The organism is Methanolobus sp. (genome assembly GCF_030682845.1).
GTDB lineage: Archaea > Halobacteriota > Methanosarcinia > Methanosarcinales > Methanosarcinaceae > Methanolobus.
Genome location: NZ_JAUXNK010000070.1, coordinates 16,760 through 37,438 on the forward strand (window position 1 = coordinate 16,760; position 20,679 = coordinate 37,438).

Here is a 20,679-nt window from a genome sequence, read left to right on the forward strand (position 1 = left end):
TGAACCAATCCGGTTATATCTTTTTCGTATATGCAGCAGGTAAATACGACAAATCCAAAAACTAATATCCATTGACCTACAAATCCAGCATGGTGATCATATGAGGATTCTGGGAATTTCAGGAAGCCCTAAAGCGGGCGGAAATAACGACAAACTCATCGAAAAAGTATTAGATATTGCCTTAAAGAGAGGGTTTGATACTGAGACTGTGTTCATCTCCTCATCCTTGATAGCTCCTTGCACGGCCTGTGGCGCATGTGCAAAAGAAGGTGGAAAATGCCCAATCGATGACAGTATGCAAATAGTTTACGACAAGCTTGTCTCAGCAGACGGGATAATTGTGTCATCGCCGGTTTACTTTGGGACAATGACAGCCCAGTTGAAAGCACTTTGTGACAGGAGCGTTCTGCTCAGGAGGCAGGGTTTCCAGCTCAGCAATAAGGTCGGAGCTGCCATGGCTGTCGGCGGCTCAAGGAATGGGGGGCAGGAAAAGACCATTCAATCCATCCACGAGTGGATGCACATCCATGGCATGATAGTTATCGGAGATGGAGGGCATTTTGGCGGGATACTGCAAAAGCCTGCTCAGGACGATGAAGAAGGAATGAAGACAGCTGTTGATACTGTCAACAAGTTGTGTGATGTCCTTGGAATGATGAAATAGCCCTTGAAAATAGTGAATAACGGGAAGGAGAAAAAGACCCCCTTTCCAACTCACATTTTAATGCCTACGATCTCAGCTATAGCTTCTACATTGACGTTCTTTTCCAGCAGGGCCAGTATCCTGTCAAGCTTGACCTGCTGCTTGACATGAGCATGGCCGATCAGGTGTTCCATTCTTTCAATTGTACCCATGGTATCACCCCTGACCAGGATGACTGGGATGCCCACACCTTCGGCGCTTGCAAGCACAGCACCGCTTGGCTGCATGTTTCCTGTAAGTATCAGGCATTTGACCCTTGCTTCAATGGCAGCCATCTGTATATCTGCCCTGTCTCCTCCGGTAATCACAGCGCTGTCAGGTGTCCTGCGGAAATACTTGATAGCAGAACCGGCTTCCATGGCTCCTACAAGATAACTGTCCACAAGTTCTGCAAGCTTGTCAGAGCCTATAAGGATCTCTGCGTGGAGTCCCTCAACGATATCGGAGATGGGGATAGAACGAAGGATCTCATCCTGCGGGATAACGCCAAAAACACGGACGCCTTTCTTTTCCAGGAATGGCACAACAAGCTCTTTTACTCTTTCAAGCATACCTTGGGGTACTTCGTTAAGGATGACACCTGCAAGCATCCCTGGGTCCTGAATTATCCGCAGGTCACACAGTATGCGGTCAACCGCAAAGATGGAATCGAAACGGGTTACAAGAAGCATCTTTGTTCCAAGTTTGGAAGCAACCTCCGGGTCGGAGAGATTATACATCGCACCCCCGCCGATGCCTCCGGTGCCTTCGATAATTACAATGTCCTTTCCTTTTGAGATCTTTTCATAAGCCTCCAGCAGCTTGCTGTCCAGGTCTTTCTTTATCCCGGTGAGTGCGTCATTGGTCAGGCTGTCAGTTAGATATATTGGTGTAATGAACTCACTCGGGTCCTGCAGCCCAAGCAGTTGCTTTATACTCTCCGAATCCTCATCTGCAAGAGACCCATGCACATTTATCAGCAGATTCCCGACCGGTTTCATGTATCCGATAACATAGCCTTTGTTCTGGAAGATCTTACCCAGTCCCATGCATATGGAACTTTTGCCCGAATATTCCTCTGAAGAACTTATCAATATCGATGCCATTATTTTGCTCCCGACCTGTCCTTGTTAATGCTATATCTTGCTACTAGTTACTAATATTCTCACTTATTCTCACTTGTGTCGATGGTAAACCGTACATCCATTGCAACACAGCCTTTCCCTTCCTGCATCACCATCAGCGGATTGATCTCAAACTCCATTATCTCAGGGAAATCCATGCTAAGCTGTGATACTTTGATGAGCGCGTCTATTATCGAATCGATATCTGAAGGTTGTTCGCCCCTGACGCCTGCTATAAGCGGATATGTCTTGATGGAGGTTACCATATGCTTTGCATCATCGATGCTTATAGGTGCTACAGCGAACGAGACATCCCTGAGGAATTCCACATACGTACCCCCAAGCCCGAACATGAGAAGAGGTCCGAATTGCGGGTCCCGGTTCATTCCGATTATTACTTCCTTTCCCCCGCTGAGCATCTTCTGTATCTGGACACCCGATATCTGCGCATTATGCATATAGTGGCGCACATCCGACATCATGGTATTATAAGCGCGCTCCACATCATCCGCATGTTTCAGGTTGAGTCGGATACCTCCCACATCAGTCTTGTGAGAGATATCAGGAGATACGATCTTCATAACCACAGGGTAACCTATCTCTTCAGATATCCTCACGGCTTCCGGAAGGTTTTTCGCGATCCTGGAATCAACCACCGGAATGCCGTAGGCAGAAAGTATATTCATGGACTCAAGGCCAAGAGTCCTTGTTTTTGTTACACAGGCTTCCTTTATTACGGCACTTGCGATGCTTTTATCCACATTGACCACGCCGGGGGAAGAGTACTTCCTGTTCCTTATGGAATGATATTCGCATAATGCATACATACTGGCAACCGCTCTTTCCGAGGAAGGATAGTTGGGGATGCCGTTCTTGTGCAACACGTCCTCGCCTTCCTGAACACGGGTTCCACCCGCAAGATTACACAGCACGGGTTTTTCAGAGTTTCTTACGATGCCGACTATCTTTTCCGCAATCTCTCCCACAGCAGTCATTGCCTGCGGAGACACAAGGACGATCACCCCATTGACATTCTTGTCTGCAAGCACGATCTTAAGCGCATGCGCATAAACATCGGCGCTGGCATCGCCGAGTACGTCCACAGGGTCGTACAGGCCTGCAGCCGGTGGCAGGATCTCCCGGAGTTCTGCTATTGTGGCTTCTTCAAAGGAAGTGATTGTCAGCCCTGCGTTGGCGCATGCATCTGCTGTCAATATGCCAAGACCTCCTGCATTGGTAACGATAGCAATGTTCCTGCCGGATGGCAGGGGATAAGCTGAAAAGGCCCGGGATTTATCAAGCATCTCGGTCAGGGAGTCGGCACGCAGCACCCCGCTCTGCCTGAAAGCTGCATCATAGGCGGCGTCAGCGCCTGCAAGGGTACCTGTATGGGATGAAACCGCCCTTGAACCTACCGAGGTCCTGCCTGACTTGACAACTATCACTGGTTTGACCCGGGTCACCTGTCTTGCCACCCTGATGAACTCAGGTCCTTCCTTCACACCTTCCAGATATGCGGCTATTACAGCCGTGTCATCATCCTTATAGAAAAAATCAAGAAAATCGTTCTCATCAAGATCAGCCTTGTTTCCCAGACTCACGAATTTGGAAAAGCCGACACTGTTCTTCTCAGCCCAGTCAAGGGTCACGGTGCATATAGCTCCGGATTGCGACATCATTGCGATGTTGCCTCTGAGGGCCATGTTCGCAGCAAAGGAGGCATTAAGACCTGAGGCGGTATCAATTATACCCAGGCAGTTAGGCCCCACCATGTCTATCCCGTACTTCTCGCATAATGCAACGCATTCACGCTCCAGATGCGCACCCTCTATACCTGCTTCCTTGAAGCCTGCAGATATCACGACAACATTCTTCACACCTGCAAGAGCACATTGCTCGATGGCTTCAGGAACTAGCTTAGCCGGTATCACTATGACCGCAAGGTCTACATTTTTCTCTTTGGGGACATCCAGAATGGAAGGATATGCGCGAAGCCCCAGTATTTCCGTATCCTTGGGGTTAATAGGTATGATATCGATATTATCACTGGCAGCTATCAGGTTCTCAAGAACTGCCCTTCCCACTTTACCTTCATTCCTCGAAGCCCCTATAACGGCTACAGCATTCGGATTAAACATTCTGTCAAGCATATTGTTCCCTGGACTTTCCCTTCTCACTACTAAGCCTCAATGATACATAAAAATATGGGAAGAGATGATAGAAACCTCAAAATCAACACTTGCGACTTAGATACATGATGTGCTCACTTTTTAATATGTGTGCCACCATTTTCTCCCTGCTTGCCTTCATTCCCGGGGCGGGCCATGTACTTAAGACCAGTCAGACCTACTATCCCGGCAACGAGCAAGCTGACCAATAAAAGCGCTACACTCCTGTAAGTATTGTAGTACGGGATCGCATCCATGCCTCCTGAAGCAGCTGCAGTGTCCCCTATAGTGCTTACAGCCTGGTCTTTATCAAGCTTATACGGCTCATAGTCCACGCTTACAATGGCAAACACTGAGAAAACAGGGGTATATGCTGTGTAATACACATAAGTATCATCCTCCCCTGTCTTTTCGGTCACCAGGGGATTCCAGCCGTTTACATGGCCGTACAGAACAATAGACTCATGATCGATGTTATTTGAGAGGAGCCAATCCTTTTCAACCTTGAAATTCACCTTTGCATCATTTGTCATATACGGTGAGAACTGCGCATCCCCTACCCACACGTTAAAGTTCTTATATACAACTCCTGGAGGTGCCTCGCTGATGAGTGTCGATGTGTTCTTTAAGATCTCTACCACAGTCTTGACCTGTCCCCCACTTACTTCCGGTATGAAGCTTATGGATACGATATTGTTACCCTCAATCCCAAATTCAAAAATCGCCTCCTGTCCCTTAACAAGAGAGGCAAAAGAGTAATCCTTGAGTTCTATGTTATCGTGTGCTTCCGTTGAATCACGGAAATCCTTAAGGAAATTTGCATCTTCAGTCACTGCGGATGAAACATTTACAGAGACATTTGCTTCATTATCTTGAGTGATGGCTGGATTGATTGTCTGGCTAGTGTTTGAACTATCCGTTGAACTGTTGACTGAACTGGAACCGCTGCTGCTGTCATCCTTATTAGCGCTGTTGCTGATGCTGCCAGTGTCAGTGTTGTCACTATTCCCAGTAGTAATAGTAGTAATGGTATCAGGGATACTAGTAGTAGTTTGAGTACTGGAATCCCTTGTCGGACTATTGGTTGAACTGGAGGCGGTGTTGGCAGGATTATCCTCAACACTGTCATCACTGTCAGTATTGATATTATCTCTGGAATCCTTCCTATCGTCGCTGTCAACCTCACTATCTTTGTCGTTTTTTACGTTGTCCATAGGGTTTTCGTCATCACCCCCAGTTTGAGTATCTTTGTTTTCATTCTGATCAGTTGAAACAGAAGATGTGCCTTTTGTGTCATCGGAATTAGTATCATCTTTCTTGTCATTATCCCTGACACTCTGTTCAATCTCTTTCTCATTATTGTTCTTATCAGAAGAGTAAGTAGATACTGCATCCTCATCTTCAGATGAGGATTCGCTGGCATCGTAAGCATCTTCTTTATCGGGAGGAACATCAGGAATTATCTCGTCTTCATCCTGATTCCCACGCTGATCCTCAGCTGTATTATCATTCGTATTAGATTTGTCTTCGGTTTCCTCTTCTTGGTCAGAATAAGAGATATAATCTGGACTTTCAGACGTTTCCATTTCATAACTATCATCAGCTGAGGAATCGTCATCCTGGTCGTTATCAGAATCATCGTCATCAGCTGAGGAATCATCATCCCGGTCGTTATCAGAATCATCGTAATCGTCTGAGAAATCAGTATCGTCGTTATTGTCAGAATCCGCATTCGTTGATCCTGCAGACATCAAAATGATTAAAATGCATAGAATAAACAAAAGAACTCTCCCTGACTTCCAGTAACCAGACCGTCCAGTATTCGGTTCACTTAAAACCATAGATAAATCCCACCACCATCAATACAAACTTAGTTCCCCTCTGCAGCAATAAAAAGAAGAGAAACTTTCTTCAGGAAAGAAACTACTTGTTATAAAAAAGATGGTGCTCCAAGAGGTTGTACATATCTCTCGGTTTTAAAGCACCATCTTCCGAACTGACATATGTCTACCGTTTAAAGCGCCTGTATCGCTTTCCATCTGGGTTGCCAAGTTGCGCGATAGTTTTGCCGAGGGGATCCCTGTACTTGTAGCTCAAGACCCCCATAGCCGTAAGCCCTATGATGGCAAAATATGCAATACCGGAAGACTTTCTATCCTGTGTGGCAGAATTGAGATCTGTCGAGTCAGTAACATCATCTGGAGACATTGTACCATTTTCATCATCTTCTGATTGCAAAGCACCCTGTCCGCTATTAGTAGAAAGTTCCTGCAGTGCTTTTTCATCCATACTTGAGACGGAAAAAATGGAAAAAGCCGGGGTTTTGGCGAGATAATATATATAGGTCCCGTCTTCACCGATTTTTGTGGTAGGCAACTGGCTCCATGCCCCACCGGCGTATCGGAGTAATTTTATCGAAGCCGGGTCTACACTATTGCCTGCTATCCAGTCCTTTTTCACCTGGAAAGTGATACTTGCATCAGATATGCTGGCTGGCGAGAATTTCTCATCCCCCACCCATATGTTCACATTCCTGTAAACTATTCCCGGAGCAGCCTTGTTGACCAGAGTAGAGGTGCCCTTAAGTGTCTCTACTACAGTCTTGGTCTGTCCTCCGTTCAGGCGTGTAGTGAGAATGACCTTTGTGATGATACTATTATCCTTGGTGAAATTGTACACAGTCTCCGTATCCTTCATGACATACTTTATGGAATAATCCTTGAACTCTACGTTTTCGTACTTCTCACCACTGCTCATGGAACTGCCACCACCGCCACCACTACTACCCCCAGTGGGGCCTGGGATGGATGGCTCACTGACAGTCACAGCAATCGTCTGGTAATCGTTGAGCTCTCCATCACTCACCTTGAAGCTGACAGAATAAGTGCCTGTCTGTGAAGCAGAGGGCTTCCACTTGAATATCCTGGAAGAAGTGTTAAAAGTTGCTCCTGGTGGCAGCCCTGATGCAGAGAATATCAGCGGGTCACCATCCCCATCAGAAGCACTAACCGTGAACTCCAGCGTGCTGCCAACATTGACATCCTTGGGGCCTATAGTGTCAAATTTAGGTGGCATATTGGTATCATATACAACAATTGTGGCAGTTGTGCTTGAACTGAGTGAGCCGTCTGAAGCAGTGAATTCCACGTAATGGTCACCCGCATCGAAATAACCAGGAGTCCAGATAAAGGTATTTCCCCTGATGGTGCCAAATGACTTGTTCGTCTTGAATGTGAGGAAGTCGCCATCGGGGTCTGTTGCAGTGAGAGGGATTTTTAAGGTCTGTGTCTCGTTGGCAAATTTCACAGGAGGCGGTTGTATACTAGGAGGTCTGTTGACATTAGCAACTTCGATCATTGTAGTTTTATAGTCTCTGAGACGGGAACTACTATCAGAAACTCCAAATTCGAATGTATATCTACCTGCATCCTCGTAGGAAGGAGTCCACGTAAATCGGCCTGTTGCACTGTCAAGTGTTGCACCAGATAGATAATCACCAGAGTAAATCAATGGACTATTACCACTATTACTGGCAATAATCGTGAAAGATAGAGTTTCGCCTTCATTTACTTTTAGATCTGGTATTGATAACATTTCTGGAGGGGATGCCGGGGTGGAGGATGAATCGCCTACCGCAATTATGAGTCCTTTGGATTCAGAATATAGTGACCCATCATAAAGATTGAATATAAAATTTGCATTGTAATAAGTCGCCGTAGGAGTCCACCTGAACAGCCCTGTTGCAGTATTGAATTCAGACCCTGCAGGCAATGCGCTTACGTTATGATAAGTAAGAGCATCACCATCCGGGTCATAAGCTGCGAGTTGTATGGTAATCTCCTCATGTACCTTAACAGATACATCAGGGATAGAATAGAGTATTGGTGCCCTGTTAGTGTTAGTGACGGTCACTTTTGCGTTTTGAGTTACTTTTTTGTCTCCATCGCTCACAGTGAACTGGATGTTGTATTCACCTGCATCATCATAGGTAGGTTTCCATGAGAACTTGTTGCCTGATATCGTACCGAATGGCACGCTCTTAGTAAACACCAGCACATCATTATCCGGGTCAGATGCCGTAAGGGTTATTTCAAGAAGGGTATTCTCACTCACATTAAAGTCTTCAATTGATGTGAATTCGGGTGGGCGATTCACATTGTTTACTGTGATAGTGACATACTCAGAATCCTGGCTTGCCCCGTCAGAAACAACGAATTCAACCTGATAAATACCCGCCTGGTCGTAGCCTGGTATCCACTGGAAAACACCGGATGTGGCGTTAATGGTTGCGCTGCCTGGAAGATTTGGTGAGGAGAAGGCAAGAGTATTATTATCTTTATCAGATGCGGAGAGAGTGAAGGTGAGTAAACTGTTCTCATTTACAGATCTGGGACCAATGACTGCAAGGATGGGTTCCCTGTTAACGTTGATCACAGTAATTGTAATGTTTGAGTAGACAACAGAAGTTCCGTCAGTTGCTGAAAAACTTACAGGGTAAGTGCCTGCATCATCATAACCGGGAATCCACGAAAATATCTTTTTGCCGGCGTTCTGCTCGCTCCCATCGGTAAAAGAAGCTCCATCAGGCAGTCCTATGATCCCGTAAACAATACTGTCACCGTCAGGGTCGGTAGCAGATACCGTAAATGTGAGAAGCTGGCCTTCATAGATACTTTTATCCTGAAGCTGGAATGCAGGAGGACTTGCTCCTGCTATATTAGCAGATAATAACAATAATGAAATGATCAGGTAAAAAAGAATGTGATTCTTCAATCTTTTTTTATCATCAAGCAAGACATTTTGTAGAGAGCCAAGAGCCGGATAACCCACCATGTATGCTGTATCTCACACTACAGCAAGATAAATATTATTACAGATATTCTTTTAATTATAAAAATAATGGAGATAATTCATTAGAAAATATCCTGGCAGAACCGTTGTATTCTGCCAGATTTTCACCTAACTGATTCGATTTAAAGCCAAAAGTATATCTACCGTTTGATGCGCCTGTAACGTTTACCGTCTGAGTTGCCTATCCTGAAGAGCATCTCGTTTACTTGTTCCTTGTATCTGTAACCTGCAACACCAATCCCTCCCATACCCACCAGAACAAACAGGATGAAACTGGAAGATTTTCGTTCCTGACTCACTGGGACTGTTCCGGTGGCACCTTGCTCATCATCAACTGAAAGAGATGTGTTTTCATCCTCATTTGACTGTGACACATTCTGCTCTCCACCTGCCGGAGCAAAGGCACTTTCATCCACACCCGATATCGCAAATACTGAAAATCCGGGAGTGAAAGCGGTGTAATGAACAAAAGTTTCGTCCTCTCCTGCTATACTTGTTGGCAGATAACTCCATGTGTCCGAGTACCTGAGAAGTTTTATGGAAGCAGGATCTATGGAATTTTCTGCAAGCCAGGTCTTTTCAACCGTGAACTTAACCTTTGCTCCCTGTAGGTTACTATTTGAAAACTTATCGTCACCTACCCAGATATTCACGTTCCTATAAACAACCCCATGAGCTGCCTTATTAACCATTGTGGAAGTGCCCTTAAGCATCTCTATTATAGTTTTGGTCTCCCCCTCATTCCGGCGGGTCACCACGATGACGGAACTGATGCTGTTGTTCTCCATGCTGAAATTGAATACATTATCTACATCTCGGAGTACATATTTGATAGAAAAGTCCTTGAACTCTATGTTTTCATACTTCTCAGTGCTAGCCTGGAAGCCACCACCACCACCTCCACTGCTACTACTGCCGCTTCCTGATGAACTACCACCTGAGCTACCAGAGCCACCTGTAGTGTTGGTTGAAGAGTTGCTGGCTGCCGTAACCGTAATTGAAGCTGTCTTAGCATCACTGCTCATACCATCTGTCACTGTGAATACAGCCGAATGTGTCCCTAAATTGGATGCTGAAGGAATCCACTTGAAAAGCTGGGTCGAATTGTCAAATGTTGCTCCTGAAGGCAGTTGCGTTGCTGAGAATATAAGGGTACCATTTCCTCCCGAAGCACTCACGGTGAACTGCAGTGTGTTGTTTACTACAACCGTTTTAGGACTGATCGATAACATCTCAAGTGTGGCATTGGCCCCTGAATTTTCATTAATGACCGTGATAGCCACACTTCCTGCTGCACTCAGGGAGCCGTCTGAAACTGTGAACTCTATTTCATAGGTGCCTTCCTGACCAGCAGCCGGAGTCCACTCAAAGGTGCCTGAATTTGGATCAAGGCTCGCTCCCTGAGGCAGTTCGCCCCCATTAATATATGAGAGAGTATCTCCATCCGGATCATATGCAGCTAATGTGAAACTTAAATACTTACCAACCTCGACGGTATGGGGAGCCTGAGCCTGTATTGTGGGTGCATTGTTGGGCAAGGCAGTAACAATAATAGTGACATCCTCAGTAGCTGTTGAATTTCCATCTGTGGCATAGAATTGCAATTCATAGTCACCACTGTCCTCCGGAACCCAGCTAAAATCACCGGTTTCCGAATTAAAAGAGGCATCAGATGGAGAATTGATGACACCGTACTCTATAAGAGAGGGTTCGGGTCCTGTAGCAGAAACTGTGAACGCTACAGGACTGCCTGCCTGGACCGTCTGATCGGGGACTGTGTTTATTTCTAGGGAGCTGGCACCTGCAACTGCTGAGCCAAGGAAGAGCAAGCAGAATGCAAGTAGCCATGGAGCATTTTTTCTGAGCCTGTGATAACAGGGGAGTAATGATTTTTGATGACCTGGGATAGTGAAATCCATGGAATAACCCACCATAGACGCTCTATCTCGAGCTGCAGAGTAATAAAGATTAGTATTAATTTTCTTAAGAAAATAAAATCAGAAGGATAAATATCATATTGCTGAAAAGGGAATTACATTAAACGAATCAAGAGAAGAAAATGAAGGAAATTGAAAACAAGCAAGGCTTAAAAAGCCCTGCCTGGTTCGTATATATGTTCTGTAAAACTTTAGCTTCTTTTGAAGCGTCTGTAGCGTTTCCCATCGGGATTACCCAATTGTGTGCGGACCTGTGATAGCTGGTCCTTATATCTGTAGCCAAGTACTCCAAGGGCCGAGATGCCTGCAAGGATCAGTAGGAAGGTAAATGAACCGGAAGACTTCGCTTCAGGGGAAACGGCATTGCCTGCTTGCGGAGTCTGGCTGTCTTCTGTTGACATCTGTGCGCTTTCCCCACTCGGGGATGGTGATCCCTGTTGATTACTGCCTGAAATTACTTGTTGCTCCTCCTTGCCTATGCTTGAGATAGCAAAGGCCGAGAAGCCCGGCGTCTGGGTAATATAGTAGACATAGGTTTCATCCTCGCTAACCCTGCTGGTTGGCAATTGAGCCCAGGAACCGCTATTATACCTGAGCATACGGATGGATGCCGGATCTATACCATTCCCTGCTATCCAGGCTTTTTCGACCTTGAACATGATTCTCGCATCAGACAAAAGGTCAGGTGTTGTCTTCCCATCCCCAACCCAGATGTTGACATTCTTGTAAACTGTCCCTGGAGCTGCCTTATTGACCATAGTGGAAGTGCTCTTAAGCATCTCTATCACAGTCTTGGTCTGCCCCCCGTTCAGGCGGGCCGTAAAACCAATTCCAACAATGCTGTTACCTTCCTTAGTGAACTCAAACATCGTCTCAGTATCCCTTAGAACATACTTAATAGAGTAGTCCTTAAGCTCGATGTTCTCATACTTCTCACCGGTAGATTGTCCTCCACCGCCCCCGCCACCGCCTCCAGTTGTTGGAGTTGTTGCGGACTGCGCTTCAGAGACTGTAATGTTGTAAATATCTGCTATATTTGAACCGTCGTTGGATGTAGCCTTAACAGTTACTGTTCCTACAGCGGTTCCTGTCAGCAATCCTGTTTGAGTAATTGTAGCGGTTCCAGTCCCATTTATAATTGACCATGTTACAGTTTTGTCGATTGCATTTGTTGGAAGTACTGCTGCAGTCATTTGCAATGTTTTGCCATTCTCTACAGTAGTCACATAACCTGCTGCTGTCACGTTTATTGAAGATACTGTTACAGGTACGGCATTAACAGTAATTGTCTGGGTTGCAGTTTCTCCGCTTTCAGTGTGAGTGATAGTAACGGAAGTGTTAGTTGTTGTAAGAATTATACCATTTGCTGGAGCCACAACAATTCCTTTCGAATTGAAGTTCGCAAAAGCAACATCCTCGGTACTTGAATTTGATCTTGTCAGTGTTATTACCAAACCGTTCAGGTCAAGAGCATCGCCTTCAGTATATGTCACTTTTGAAGGCGCGGTCTTGATAGAAACATTGGTTATTGTTACAGGTACGGCATTCACATTGATTGCCTGGGTTGCAGTTTCTGCACTTGCATTATGAGTGATCAGTACTTGCGTAACTTCTGTTCCCAGCTCACTTCCCTGTACCGGGCTGACTTTGATTCCTTTTACTTCAAAATACGCAAACTCTACATGCTCTATGCTTGAATCAGACTTGGTCAATTCTACTACCAAGCCTGTTAGGTCAAGGGTTTCACCTTCGTTATAGCTTGTTTTGTTTGGAGCGGTATAGACTTCGATACCATTTACTATTACTGGTTTCACAGTTACTGTAACTTCTAAGACTCCTTCTGCACCAAAACCATCGTTAGCCTTAGCTTTAACAATCACTGTACCTACTTCTGTACCTGTCAATAGTCCACTTTGGGTGATGGTTGCATTTCCGGTTACAGCTTCTACCGACCAGGTCACACTTGCATCAGTCGCATCAACCGGGGATATTGCTGCACTCATCTGAAGATTCTTACCATTCTTTACTGTATTAGCAGATCCTTCTCCTGTGACAACTATTGAAGCTACATGTATTGTGGGGTCCTTCAAATCAACAATCACTGTAACTTCCTGTGCTGGCATTGTGAATGTATAGGATAGTCCTTCATACAGAACTTTGGTATCAATTACATTATTAGTTGCATCTTTAACTTTAATTGAGTTGAACTGCTTGCCGGATCCAATTTCACTGATAGTTATTGTTACGTTGGTCCCTTTTTCTGCTTCAGGTGCAGGATCAGTCGTTACAATTGCATTGCCTCCTGTAACTTCTGTTTGTATACCATATTTCACGGGAATGTCCAAAAGAGTTACATTTACAGTTACATTTTCTGCTGGCATGGTGAAAGTGTAGCTGACTCCGGGAGCTTCTTCCATTGTGGCTACTGGACCACTGTTGCCTGTGACGTTAACAAAAGCAAACTGTTTGCCAGTTTCAATGTTATCAATAGTTACTGTAACTATTTCATATTCCTCTGCACTTGGCTTATCAACAGTTACACTTGCTGTGCCGCCTACAACAGGCTCTACTATAACATTATACACAGGAACTGGAATATCTTCAAGCGTTACAGTCACTGTCACATTCTCAGCAGGCATTTGGAAGGTATAATTGGCCCCAGCAATCACTTCTGTTGAGAGTACTGAAACAACGTCACCGGCTACATTGATAGATGAAAATTGCTTACCAACTTCAATATCAGTGATCGTTACAATCACTGTTTCATTTACCGCCGCATTTGACTTATCAACAGTGACATTTGCTGTACCATCTATAGCATCAGCTATTGTTATATTATAACTAGTAGATTCTGTTGAGTTCCCACTTGAAGAGCCTCCCGCAGCGCTCAAAGTAACCGCAAGCACCAAAAGTGCAATGCAGAAGCTAATTTTGACAATACCCTGTATACTACTCATTCTAACGTTTTTTGCGAAGGGATGCATTCATACCACCCTTTATGACAATTTTTGCACTTCAGATTGACAACATCTGAAGTAAACTCCACTTATTTTGTTAAACATTACGTGCGGACATCCAGTGAACTCACTGATGACCCCGCATTTCTCCACTAACTACCAATATACAGTTCTATATTATAAAATTATTCAATATACAACTATTTATAAATCAATATTAATTAATAACGTATAATAAATATAGTAAGTTGCCTTGCAAAAACTATATCAAAACTATGCATTCTATGAGGAATAACTCGTCATTAAAATCCGGGCAGAGATGAACATTATTGGATAGAATAATAAAGGAAACAAAACGAAATATCCACCAATGGTTGCAAAATGAATCGGTGATATCCAATTCCCGGCATAGTAACCCTCAAGGACCTCAGGGACAAGGTCAAACAGGATGATCTGGACAGGAGCATCTGTGAGATATCAACAAAGGAACTGGAGGTTGCATATCCTGATGAAACACTCAACGCAGTGCTCAAGCGGCTGGCAGCAAAGGATATCGGCCGGCTTCCAGTGGTATCGAGGAAAGATAAGAGAAAGCTCCTTGGCATAATTACCCGAAGCGATATAGTCAAGCTCTATGACAAAAAAGTTCTTTATAAGATGCACCAGAAAACGGAAGAAGAGTAGTTGATCTCAGGCCTCTCCCGGATAGCCAAGGAGCCTGCCCAAAAAGTATCCGGGAGTGGTGTCATAGATAAGTACCCTGCAGGTAACCCCTGGTTCAAGGTTGCACTGCGGGATCACTACAGGCAAGTATGAGTCTGTACGTGCCATAGTACCCTGTTTTTTTGCTTCCTTGGACAGGAAGACATTACCTTCCCAACCTATCAGCTTATTCTTTGTGGCAAACTTGGTGCTCCTGCATATCCTGTGAAGTTCATTGGATCTCCTTGTAAGTATACGTGAGTCAGTATTGTGGAAATCCCAGGCTTTTGTACGGGGGCGTGGAGTGTACCTGGATATGTTTACCTTATCAGGCCTGAATTCCTCCACCCACTTCACACTTTTCTTGAAATCCTCTTCTGTCTCGCCTGGGAAACCTACTATTATATCAGTGAAAAGCGTCAGGTCATCAAACCTGCTCCTGAACTGCCTGATGACATGGTTCGCCTCCTCGATACTATGATAACGATTCATGTTCCGCAGCACACCGTCAGAAGCGGATTGCACGGGCAGATGCAGCAGCTTATAGACTTTCTCATTATCAAAGGCATCAAGCAGATCATAGAGTATGGGGAGTACTGAGAATGGGTTCATCATCCCGACCCTGACCCTGAACTGTCCGGGTATGGCGCATATCATGCGCAGCAACTCCGGGAGAAGGACATCCTTGCCAGTGTCACACCTGTCAGTACCGTACTGACCGTTGTCCTGGGAAGTGAGCCATATCTCACGGCAGCCTTCAGAAACTGCTCGCCTTATGTCTGCAATTATTTCCTCCGGTCCAAAAGACCTGAGCTTTCCCCGCGCCACACTAACGATACAGTAAGAGCAGGAGTAGTTGCAGCCCAGGGAGAGCTGGCAGATGTGGATGTTAGGATTATATCGGATTCTTGGTACACTCTGGAAGCCTTCAGGTTGATGCAAGAAAATCTGCATCCGCCCTTTTGCGCTTCCTTTCCCGGTCTTACCGAGAGAGTCAAGCAACTCACCTACCCTTGAAACCGAATTAATTCCGAGGATATGAGCTTGCGGATTTTGCTCCAGTATATCTTCAAGCTGGACCTCGGGCATACACCCGGTCACTATCACCTCTTTACCTGAGTCAGCTGCTTCCCTGATAATATGAAGGATCTTCTGCTCGGTAGCATACTTTACAGTGCAGGTATTGATAACAAGCACATCTGCATCGCTCAGAGGTACAAGAGCATGACCTTTGTCCCTGACAATTGCCCTCATGATCTCTGCGGATGCCTGGCTGGCGGAGCAACCGAATGTAGCGACGTGGACCTTCATTCAGACTATTACCGGAAACGCAGCACGTTGGCTTCTTTATCGTGTATGTATATCGTGTCTGTGAACTTGACCACACCGGAACTTCCCATTGTCAGACTGTGAGCCCTGGAATCACCTTCTCCAAAGAGGCTCACTCCATTCAGGACAGAGCCGGAGGTCACTCCTGTTGCTGCAAAAATGACATCTTTTCCAGGCACAAGCCGCTCGGTATCCAGTACATCATTGATGTTCTTTTCAGTGATGCCCATCTTCTCCAGCCGTGGCATTTTCTCGGCTTTCTCCTTTGCTATTGCCTCATCGGATTTGCCGTTAGCTACGGATGGAAGCACCAGGCGAGCCAGTATCTTACCACCCAGGCACTTTAATGCTGCTGCTGTCAGGACCGCTTCCCCGGAACCACCGGACCCGAGTACCATATGCACACCGGAGCCTCGTATCGCGGTTGCCACTCCGGGCATCAGGTCGCCGTCACTTACAAGATTCACACGAGCTCCGGCTTCACGTATCTCTTTTATCTTCTGCTCATGCCTTGTCCTCTCAAGGATGACAACAACCAGTTCATCAATGCTCCTGTCAAGCGCCTTAGCAACAATACGAAGGTTATGCAGCACAGGTGCGTCAAGATCGATCCGTTCATCAGGGTGCTCTTTCTCATATTTCACAACCTGCGGCCCCACGACTATTTTATCCATGTAGATGTCCGGACCGTGGAAAAGTCCGTCTCTTTCTGCCATAGCCATGACAGCTATGGCGCCGGGGATACCGTTGGCTGCAAGGTTGGTACCTTCAAGAGGGTCCACAGCGATGTCAACCTCAACACCTTCTTTCCATGTACCCACCTTTTCTCCGATGAATAGCATGGGAGCCTCATCCCGTTCTCCCTCACCGATCTTGATGATACCTTTCATGTCAAGACAGTTCAGCATTCTTCTCATGGCTTCTACTGACACCTGGTCGCAGAAGTCCTTCTCCCCGCGGCCTATCTGGTAAGAAGCTGCAATCGCTGCGGCCTCTGTCACATGAAGTAATCTGGGCAGCAGGTTGCTTTCAATAGGACCGGCGCCATTGATCATTTCTTCAGCGGTTTTCGGATGAGTTATAATATTTTCTATACAATCGTCTTTCATAGGATCATCTTCATTGTTTGGTAATTGTTATGATTAACAAGTGATTTGAGCAACAGTGTTCTTGATAACTATATTAGTGTTCCCGGTTTAAAAGTTAAACTACTTTAGTACATCAACAAGAGCAACCCTCTCTATTACCAGATCCGGTATCATTTCCTCTCCAGTTGCTTCTATCTCCTTTTCGGTTATATCGAACTGTGAGATTATGTTGTCCCGCTTTCGGGAGGAATAGCCTATGATATCCTTTTCGCTAATCACACTCCTCAGAGACTCCATTGACCTGTTCACTCCTCCGGCATCACCCACTATCACAAAAACAAGATCCATGTCCCCTTCATGCACTCCCATTGAGAATGCCTCCTCTATCTGTCTCTTCCCTGATGCATATCTCATTATCTCGATACCGGGATCCTTAGCTGCGTTGTAGTTCTCCTCAATTGCTCGCAAGGCCTTTCGCACAGCAAAACGGACATGCTTTTCCCCTGCTATTTTTCCAGCATCCATTGCCTGTATTACCGTGCTGTTCGCTGATGCGATAGAAGATATCTGGCCTAAGAATTCAGGCACTTTCCTGATATGAGTGCTGCCTCCGAGTATCTGGAACGACATAGGCTGAAATTGGATTCCTTTTGAATAAGTGTATCGGTGGAATTTGAAGAAAGGACAGGAAACCTTCAAAACCCTGCTCGATAAATATTTGCGTGTATTTTATTTAGGTTGGTACTTATTACAAATATAAACCTGCATGTATAGACAAAAAAGATAAGAGAAAGGTTGTCCTTTCAAAATCAAATACATAAGGTTAATATCTGCAGTTGATAACTAGGAAGGAAGATTCATTAAGGATTTATGTCCGGCGTGAGAAGGTGCGAACAATGGAACAGGATTATGATCCGCAGGGAATAGAAGTAAAATGGCAGAGCCGTTGGAATGAGAGCCGGATTTTCGAACCGGAGCCGGATGAGAGGGAGAAGTACTTCATAACAATCCCCTACCCTTACCTGAATGGCAACTTACACGCTGGACACACAAGGACATTCACAATAGGGGATGTGCTTGCAAGGCACAGAAGGATGCTGGGATACAATGTGCTATACCCCATGGGTTTCCACGTTACGGGAACTCCCATTGTGGGCCTTGCGGAGCTTATCGCAAACCGGGACCCTCAGACCATGGATGTGTATTCAAGACTTCATGGAATCCCGGAAGATATCCTGCATACACTTGACACTCCCGAGAAGATCGTGGACTACTTCAAGGTAGAAGCCGAGATAGCGATGCGGTCCATCGGGTATTCCATCGACTGGCGCAGGAAGTTCACAACCACTGACCCTACATACAAGAAATTCATTGAATGGCAGTTCAACCTGCTCCATGAAAAAGGGCTTATCGTCAAGGGTGCGCATCCGGTGAAATGGTGCCCCCATGACAAGAACCCTGTTGAAGACCACGACATCCTTCACGGCGAGGAAGCCACCATTGTGGATTTCACCCTGGTCAAGTTCGAGCACGACGGAATGATACTGCCATGTGCGACGCTGCGGCCTGAAACAATATTCGGTGTCACTAACCTCTGGGTCAACCCGGATATAGAGCATGTCAAGCTCAGGGTAAGTAAGGATGGGAAAGAAGAGTTATGGGTCGTTAGTAAGGAAGCTTACAACAAACTTACTTACACAGACAGGGATGTCGAACTTATAGGCAATGTGCCCTCTGAATCACTTATAGGTATCAAGGCGAGGAATCCCCTTACAGGGAAAGATGTCATCACGCTGCCGGCATCCTTCGTGAAGGGCGGCAATGGAAGCGGTATCGTAATGAGTGTGCCCGCCCATGCACCTTATGACTACCTGGCTCTCAGGGACCTCTACGACAAAGACCTGACAGTATATGGTATCAAAGAAAATCTAAGGGATATCGGACTCATATCGCTCATCGAGGTAAAGGATTTCGGAGAATATCCTGCAGTTGACGCAGTCACACAGCTGGGAGTCACGGATCAGAAGGACCCAAAAGCCGAAGAGGCGACCAAGCTGGTGTACCGCAGGGAGTTCCACGGAGGCGTACTGAAGGAAAATACAGGCAGGTATGCAGGTATTGCGGTCTCCAAGATCAAGGATGTGCTCACCAGGGACCTTCTTGAACAGGGTATAGGCGAAGTCTTTTATGAGTTCAGTGAGCCTGTGGTCTGCCGGTGCGGCACTCCCTGTGTTGTCAACATGGTAAAGGGACAGTGGTTCCTCAACTATTCAAGTCCCCAATGGAAGGACAAGGTATACAGATGCCTTGAGAAGATGGAGATAATCCCTGAAGAGATCAGGGTCGAATTCAATAATAAAGTAGATTGGCTCAAGGATAAGGCATGTGCCAGGAAGAAAGGGCTTGGAACAAAACTGCCTTTTGACAAGGAATGGCTCATAGAGTCACTGGGTGATTCGACCATCTATATGTCTTACTATATCACAAACAAGTTCTTTTCCCAGGGAATCAGCCCCAAGCAGCTCACACCAAAGCTTTTTGATTACGTACTCCTTGGCAAAGGCACTCTTCAGGAGACAGCCATCGATACCGGACTTAATGAGCAACTTATCGCCCGCATGAAATCAGACCTGGATTACTGGTACCCTGTGGACCTGCGCTCATCCGGAAAGGACCTAGTGCCAAATCACCTGCTTTTCTTCCTCTTCCACCATGTAGCCATCTTTGAAGAGGACAAATGGCCACGAGCACTTGCTGTGAACGGTTTTGTGTCCCTTGAAGGGCAGAAGATGAGCAAGTCCAAGGGCCCTATCCTTACCATGACGGAAGCTGTCACCACCTATGGTGCCGATATCACACGCATGTATATCCTTTCCAGCGCGGAACAGACACAGGATGCTGACTGGAGGAACGCAGGAGTAGAGAGCGCCAAGAAACAAGTTGAGAGATTCTATAAACTTGCGACGGAGATTATCGTATCCGGTGCAAGATCAGGGTCTGAAGGAGAACTTAAGCTCATAGATCGCTGGATGCTCAGCAGACTGCAGCAGTTCGTCAGGGAAACCAACAACAACATGACATCGATCAGAACAAGAGGCGCACTTCAGAGCGCATTCTTCCTGCTGTACAACGATGTCAAGTGGTACCAGAGGCGCGGCGGAAGTGCGGTGCTATACGATGTGCTTGATACATGGGTCCGGCTGATGGCACCTTTCACACCCCACATTTGCGAAGAGGTCTGGTCTGCAATGGGACATCAGGAAGGGGATTTCATATCACTTGCACCATATCCGATATTCTGTCCCAGATTCGTCGATCACGATGCTGAACTTGCCGAGGAACTGGTCTGCAACACCCTGTCGGATATAGAGGAGATCATTAAGGTCACTAAGATCACTCCAAAGAAAGTGGTGCTCTATGCATCCCCTGAGTGGAAGACAAAAGCATTCAAGCTCGCTATCGACATGCTCCGGGAAGAAGAACTCAACCCTGGTAAGCTTATCAAGACACTTATGGCAGAACCTGAGAACCGTGCCTACGGGAAGGAGATACCAAAGTACGTGCAAAAACTTGTTCCTGACATAACCAGTATGAAGACTGAAAGGTTTGAGATGCTGCATGAATTCAACCTTGACGAGAAAAACATACTACAGGAAAACTGCGATTGTCTGGCCCATGAACTGGGATGTCCAATTGAGGTTTATTCTGCGGACTCACCTGAGTTTGATCCGGAGAACAAGTCAAAGTTTGCAGCGCCTCTGAGGCCTGCAATATACCTTGAGCAGTAACATCGAAGGCACATTAGAGACTTATGTGCCTCTTCTTTTTTAAAAGGCCTGTT

The 20,679-nt window shown here is 45.9% G+C and carries 12 protein-coding genes; 3 read left to right on the forward strand and 9 right to left on the reverse strand.

All coding sequences use genetic code 11. The features are described from left to right. The first annotated feature begins 100 nt into the window (after nucleotides 1-100). The gene (locus tag Q8J68_RS08570) at nucleotides 101-664 is read left to right on the forward strand and encodes a flavodoxin family protein (RefSeq protein ID WP_305311102.1); all 564 of its coding nucleotides are present in this window, start codon (nucleotides 101-103) and stop codon (nucleotides 662-664) included. Nucleotides 665-714: 50 nt separating this feature from the next. On the opposite strand, the gene Q8J68_RS08575 is transcribed toward Q8J68_RS08570, so the two are convergent. The 6 genes from Q8J68_RS08575 to Q8J68_RS08600 form a co-directional block, all read right to left on the reverse strand. Further along, the gene (locus Q8J68_RS08575) at nucleotides 715-1,788 is read right to left on the reverse strand and encodes a phosphotransacetylase family protein (RefSeq protein ID WP_305311103.1); all 1,074 of its coding nucleotides are present in this window, start codon (nucleotides 1,786-1,788) and stop codon (nucleotides 715-717) included. A 59-nt stretch (nucleotides 1,789-1,847) separates the two neighbouring features. After that, the gene (acs, locus tag Q8J68_RS08580) at nucleotides 1,848-3,956 is read right to left on the reverse strand and encodes an acetate--CoA ligase alpha subunit (protein WP_305311104.1); all 2,109 of its coding nucleotides are present in this window, start codon (nucleotides 3,954-3,956) and stop codon (nucleotides 1,848-1,850) included. 113 nt (nucleotides 3,957-4,069) lie between these two features. Beyond that, on the reverse strand, nucleotides 4,070-5,725 hold the full coding sequence (locus Q8J68_RS08585; RefSeq protein WP_305311105.1) for a PGF-pre-PGF domain-containing protein: 1,656 nt from the start codon (nucleotides 5,723-5,725) through the stop codon (nucleotides 4,070-4,072). Nucleotides 5,726-5,981: 256 nt separating this feature from the next. Next, nucleotides 5,982-8,807: a putative Ig domain-containing protein gene (locus tag Q8J68_RS08590; RefSeq protein ID WP_305311106.1), complete on the reverse strand. Its 2,826-nt coding sequence runs from the start codon at nucleotides 8,805-8,807 to the stop codon at nucleotides 5,982-5,984. A 158-nt stretch (nucleotides 8,808-8,965) separates the two neighbouring features. Beyond that, on the reverse strand, nucleotides 8,966-10,744 hold the full coding sequence (locus tag Q8J68_RS08595) for a PGF-pre-PGF domain-containing protein (protein WP_305311107.1): 1,779 nt from the start codon (nucleotides 10,742-10,744) through the stop codon (nucleotides 8,966-8,968). Between the two features lie 209 nt (nucleotides 10,745-10,953). Further along, nucleotides 10,954-13,746 carry a PGF-pre-PGF domain-containing protein gene (locus Q8J68_RS08600; protein ID WP_305311108.1) on the reverse strand — a complete coding sequence of 931 codons (2,793 nt, stop codon included), beginning with the start codon at nucleotides 13,744-13,746 and terminating at the stop codon, nucleotides 10,954-10,956. 447 nt (nucleotides 13,747-14,193) lie between these two features. Between Q8J68_RS08600 and Q8J68_RS08605 the strand changes: the two genes are divergently transcribed. Next, nucleotides 14,194-14,403: a CBS domain-containing protein gene (locus tag Q8J68_RS08605; RefSeq protein ID WP_305311149.1), complete on the forward strand. Its 210-nt coding sequence runs from the start codon at nucleotides 14,194-14,196 to the stop codon at nucleotides 14,401-14,403. Nucleotides 14,404-14,409: 6 nt separating this feature from the next. Here the strand turns inward: Q8J68_RS08605 and Q8J68_RS08610 are convergent, their stop codons facing one another. From Q8J68_RS08610 to cgi121, 3 genes are all read right to left on the reverse strand, one after another. Further along, nucleotides 14,410-15,732, reverse strand: coding sequence for a tRNA (N(6)-L-threonylcarbamoyladenosine(37)-C(2))-methylthiotransferase (locus tag Q8J68_RS08610; protein WP_305311109.1), 1,323 nt, complete (start codon nucleotides 15,730-15,732; stop codon nucleotides 14,410-14,412). A gap of 8 nt (nucleotides 15,733-15,740) precedes the next feature. After that, the gene (glpX, locus tag Q8J68_RS08615) at nucleotides 15,741-16,832 is read right to left on the reverse strand and encodes a class II fructose-bisphosphatase (RefSeq protein WP_305311150.1); all 1,092 of its coding nucleotides are present in this window, start codon (nucleotides 16,830-16,832) and stop codon (nucleotides 15,741-15,743) included. Nucleotides 16,833-16,958: 126 nt separating this feature from the next. Continuing rightward, on the reverse strand, nucleotides 16,959-17,468 hold the full coding sequence (gene cgi121 / locus Q8J68_RS08620; protein WP_305311110.1) for a KEOPS complex subunit Cgi121: 510 nt from the start codon (nucleotides 17,466-17,468) through the stop codon (nucleotides 16,959-16,961). Nucleotides 17,469-17,734: 266 nt separating this feature from the next. Here cgi121 and leuS point away from each other — a divergent pair, with 266 nt between their 5' ends. After that, complete coding sequence (gene leuS / locus Q8J68_RS08625; protein ID WP_305311111.1) at nucleotides 17,735-20,626, forward strand: leucine--tRNA ligase; 2,892 nt, start codon at nucleotides 17,735-17,737, stop codon at nucleotides 20,624-20,626. Nucleotides 20,627-20,679: the final 53 nt, after the last annotated feature.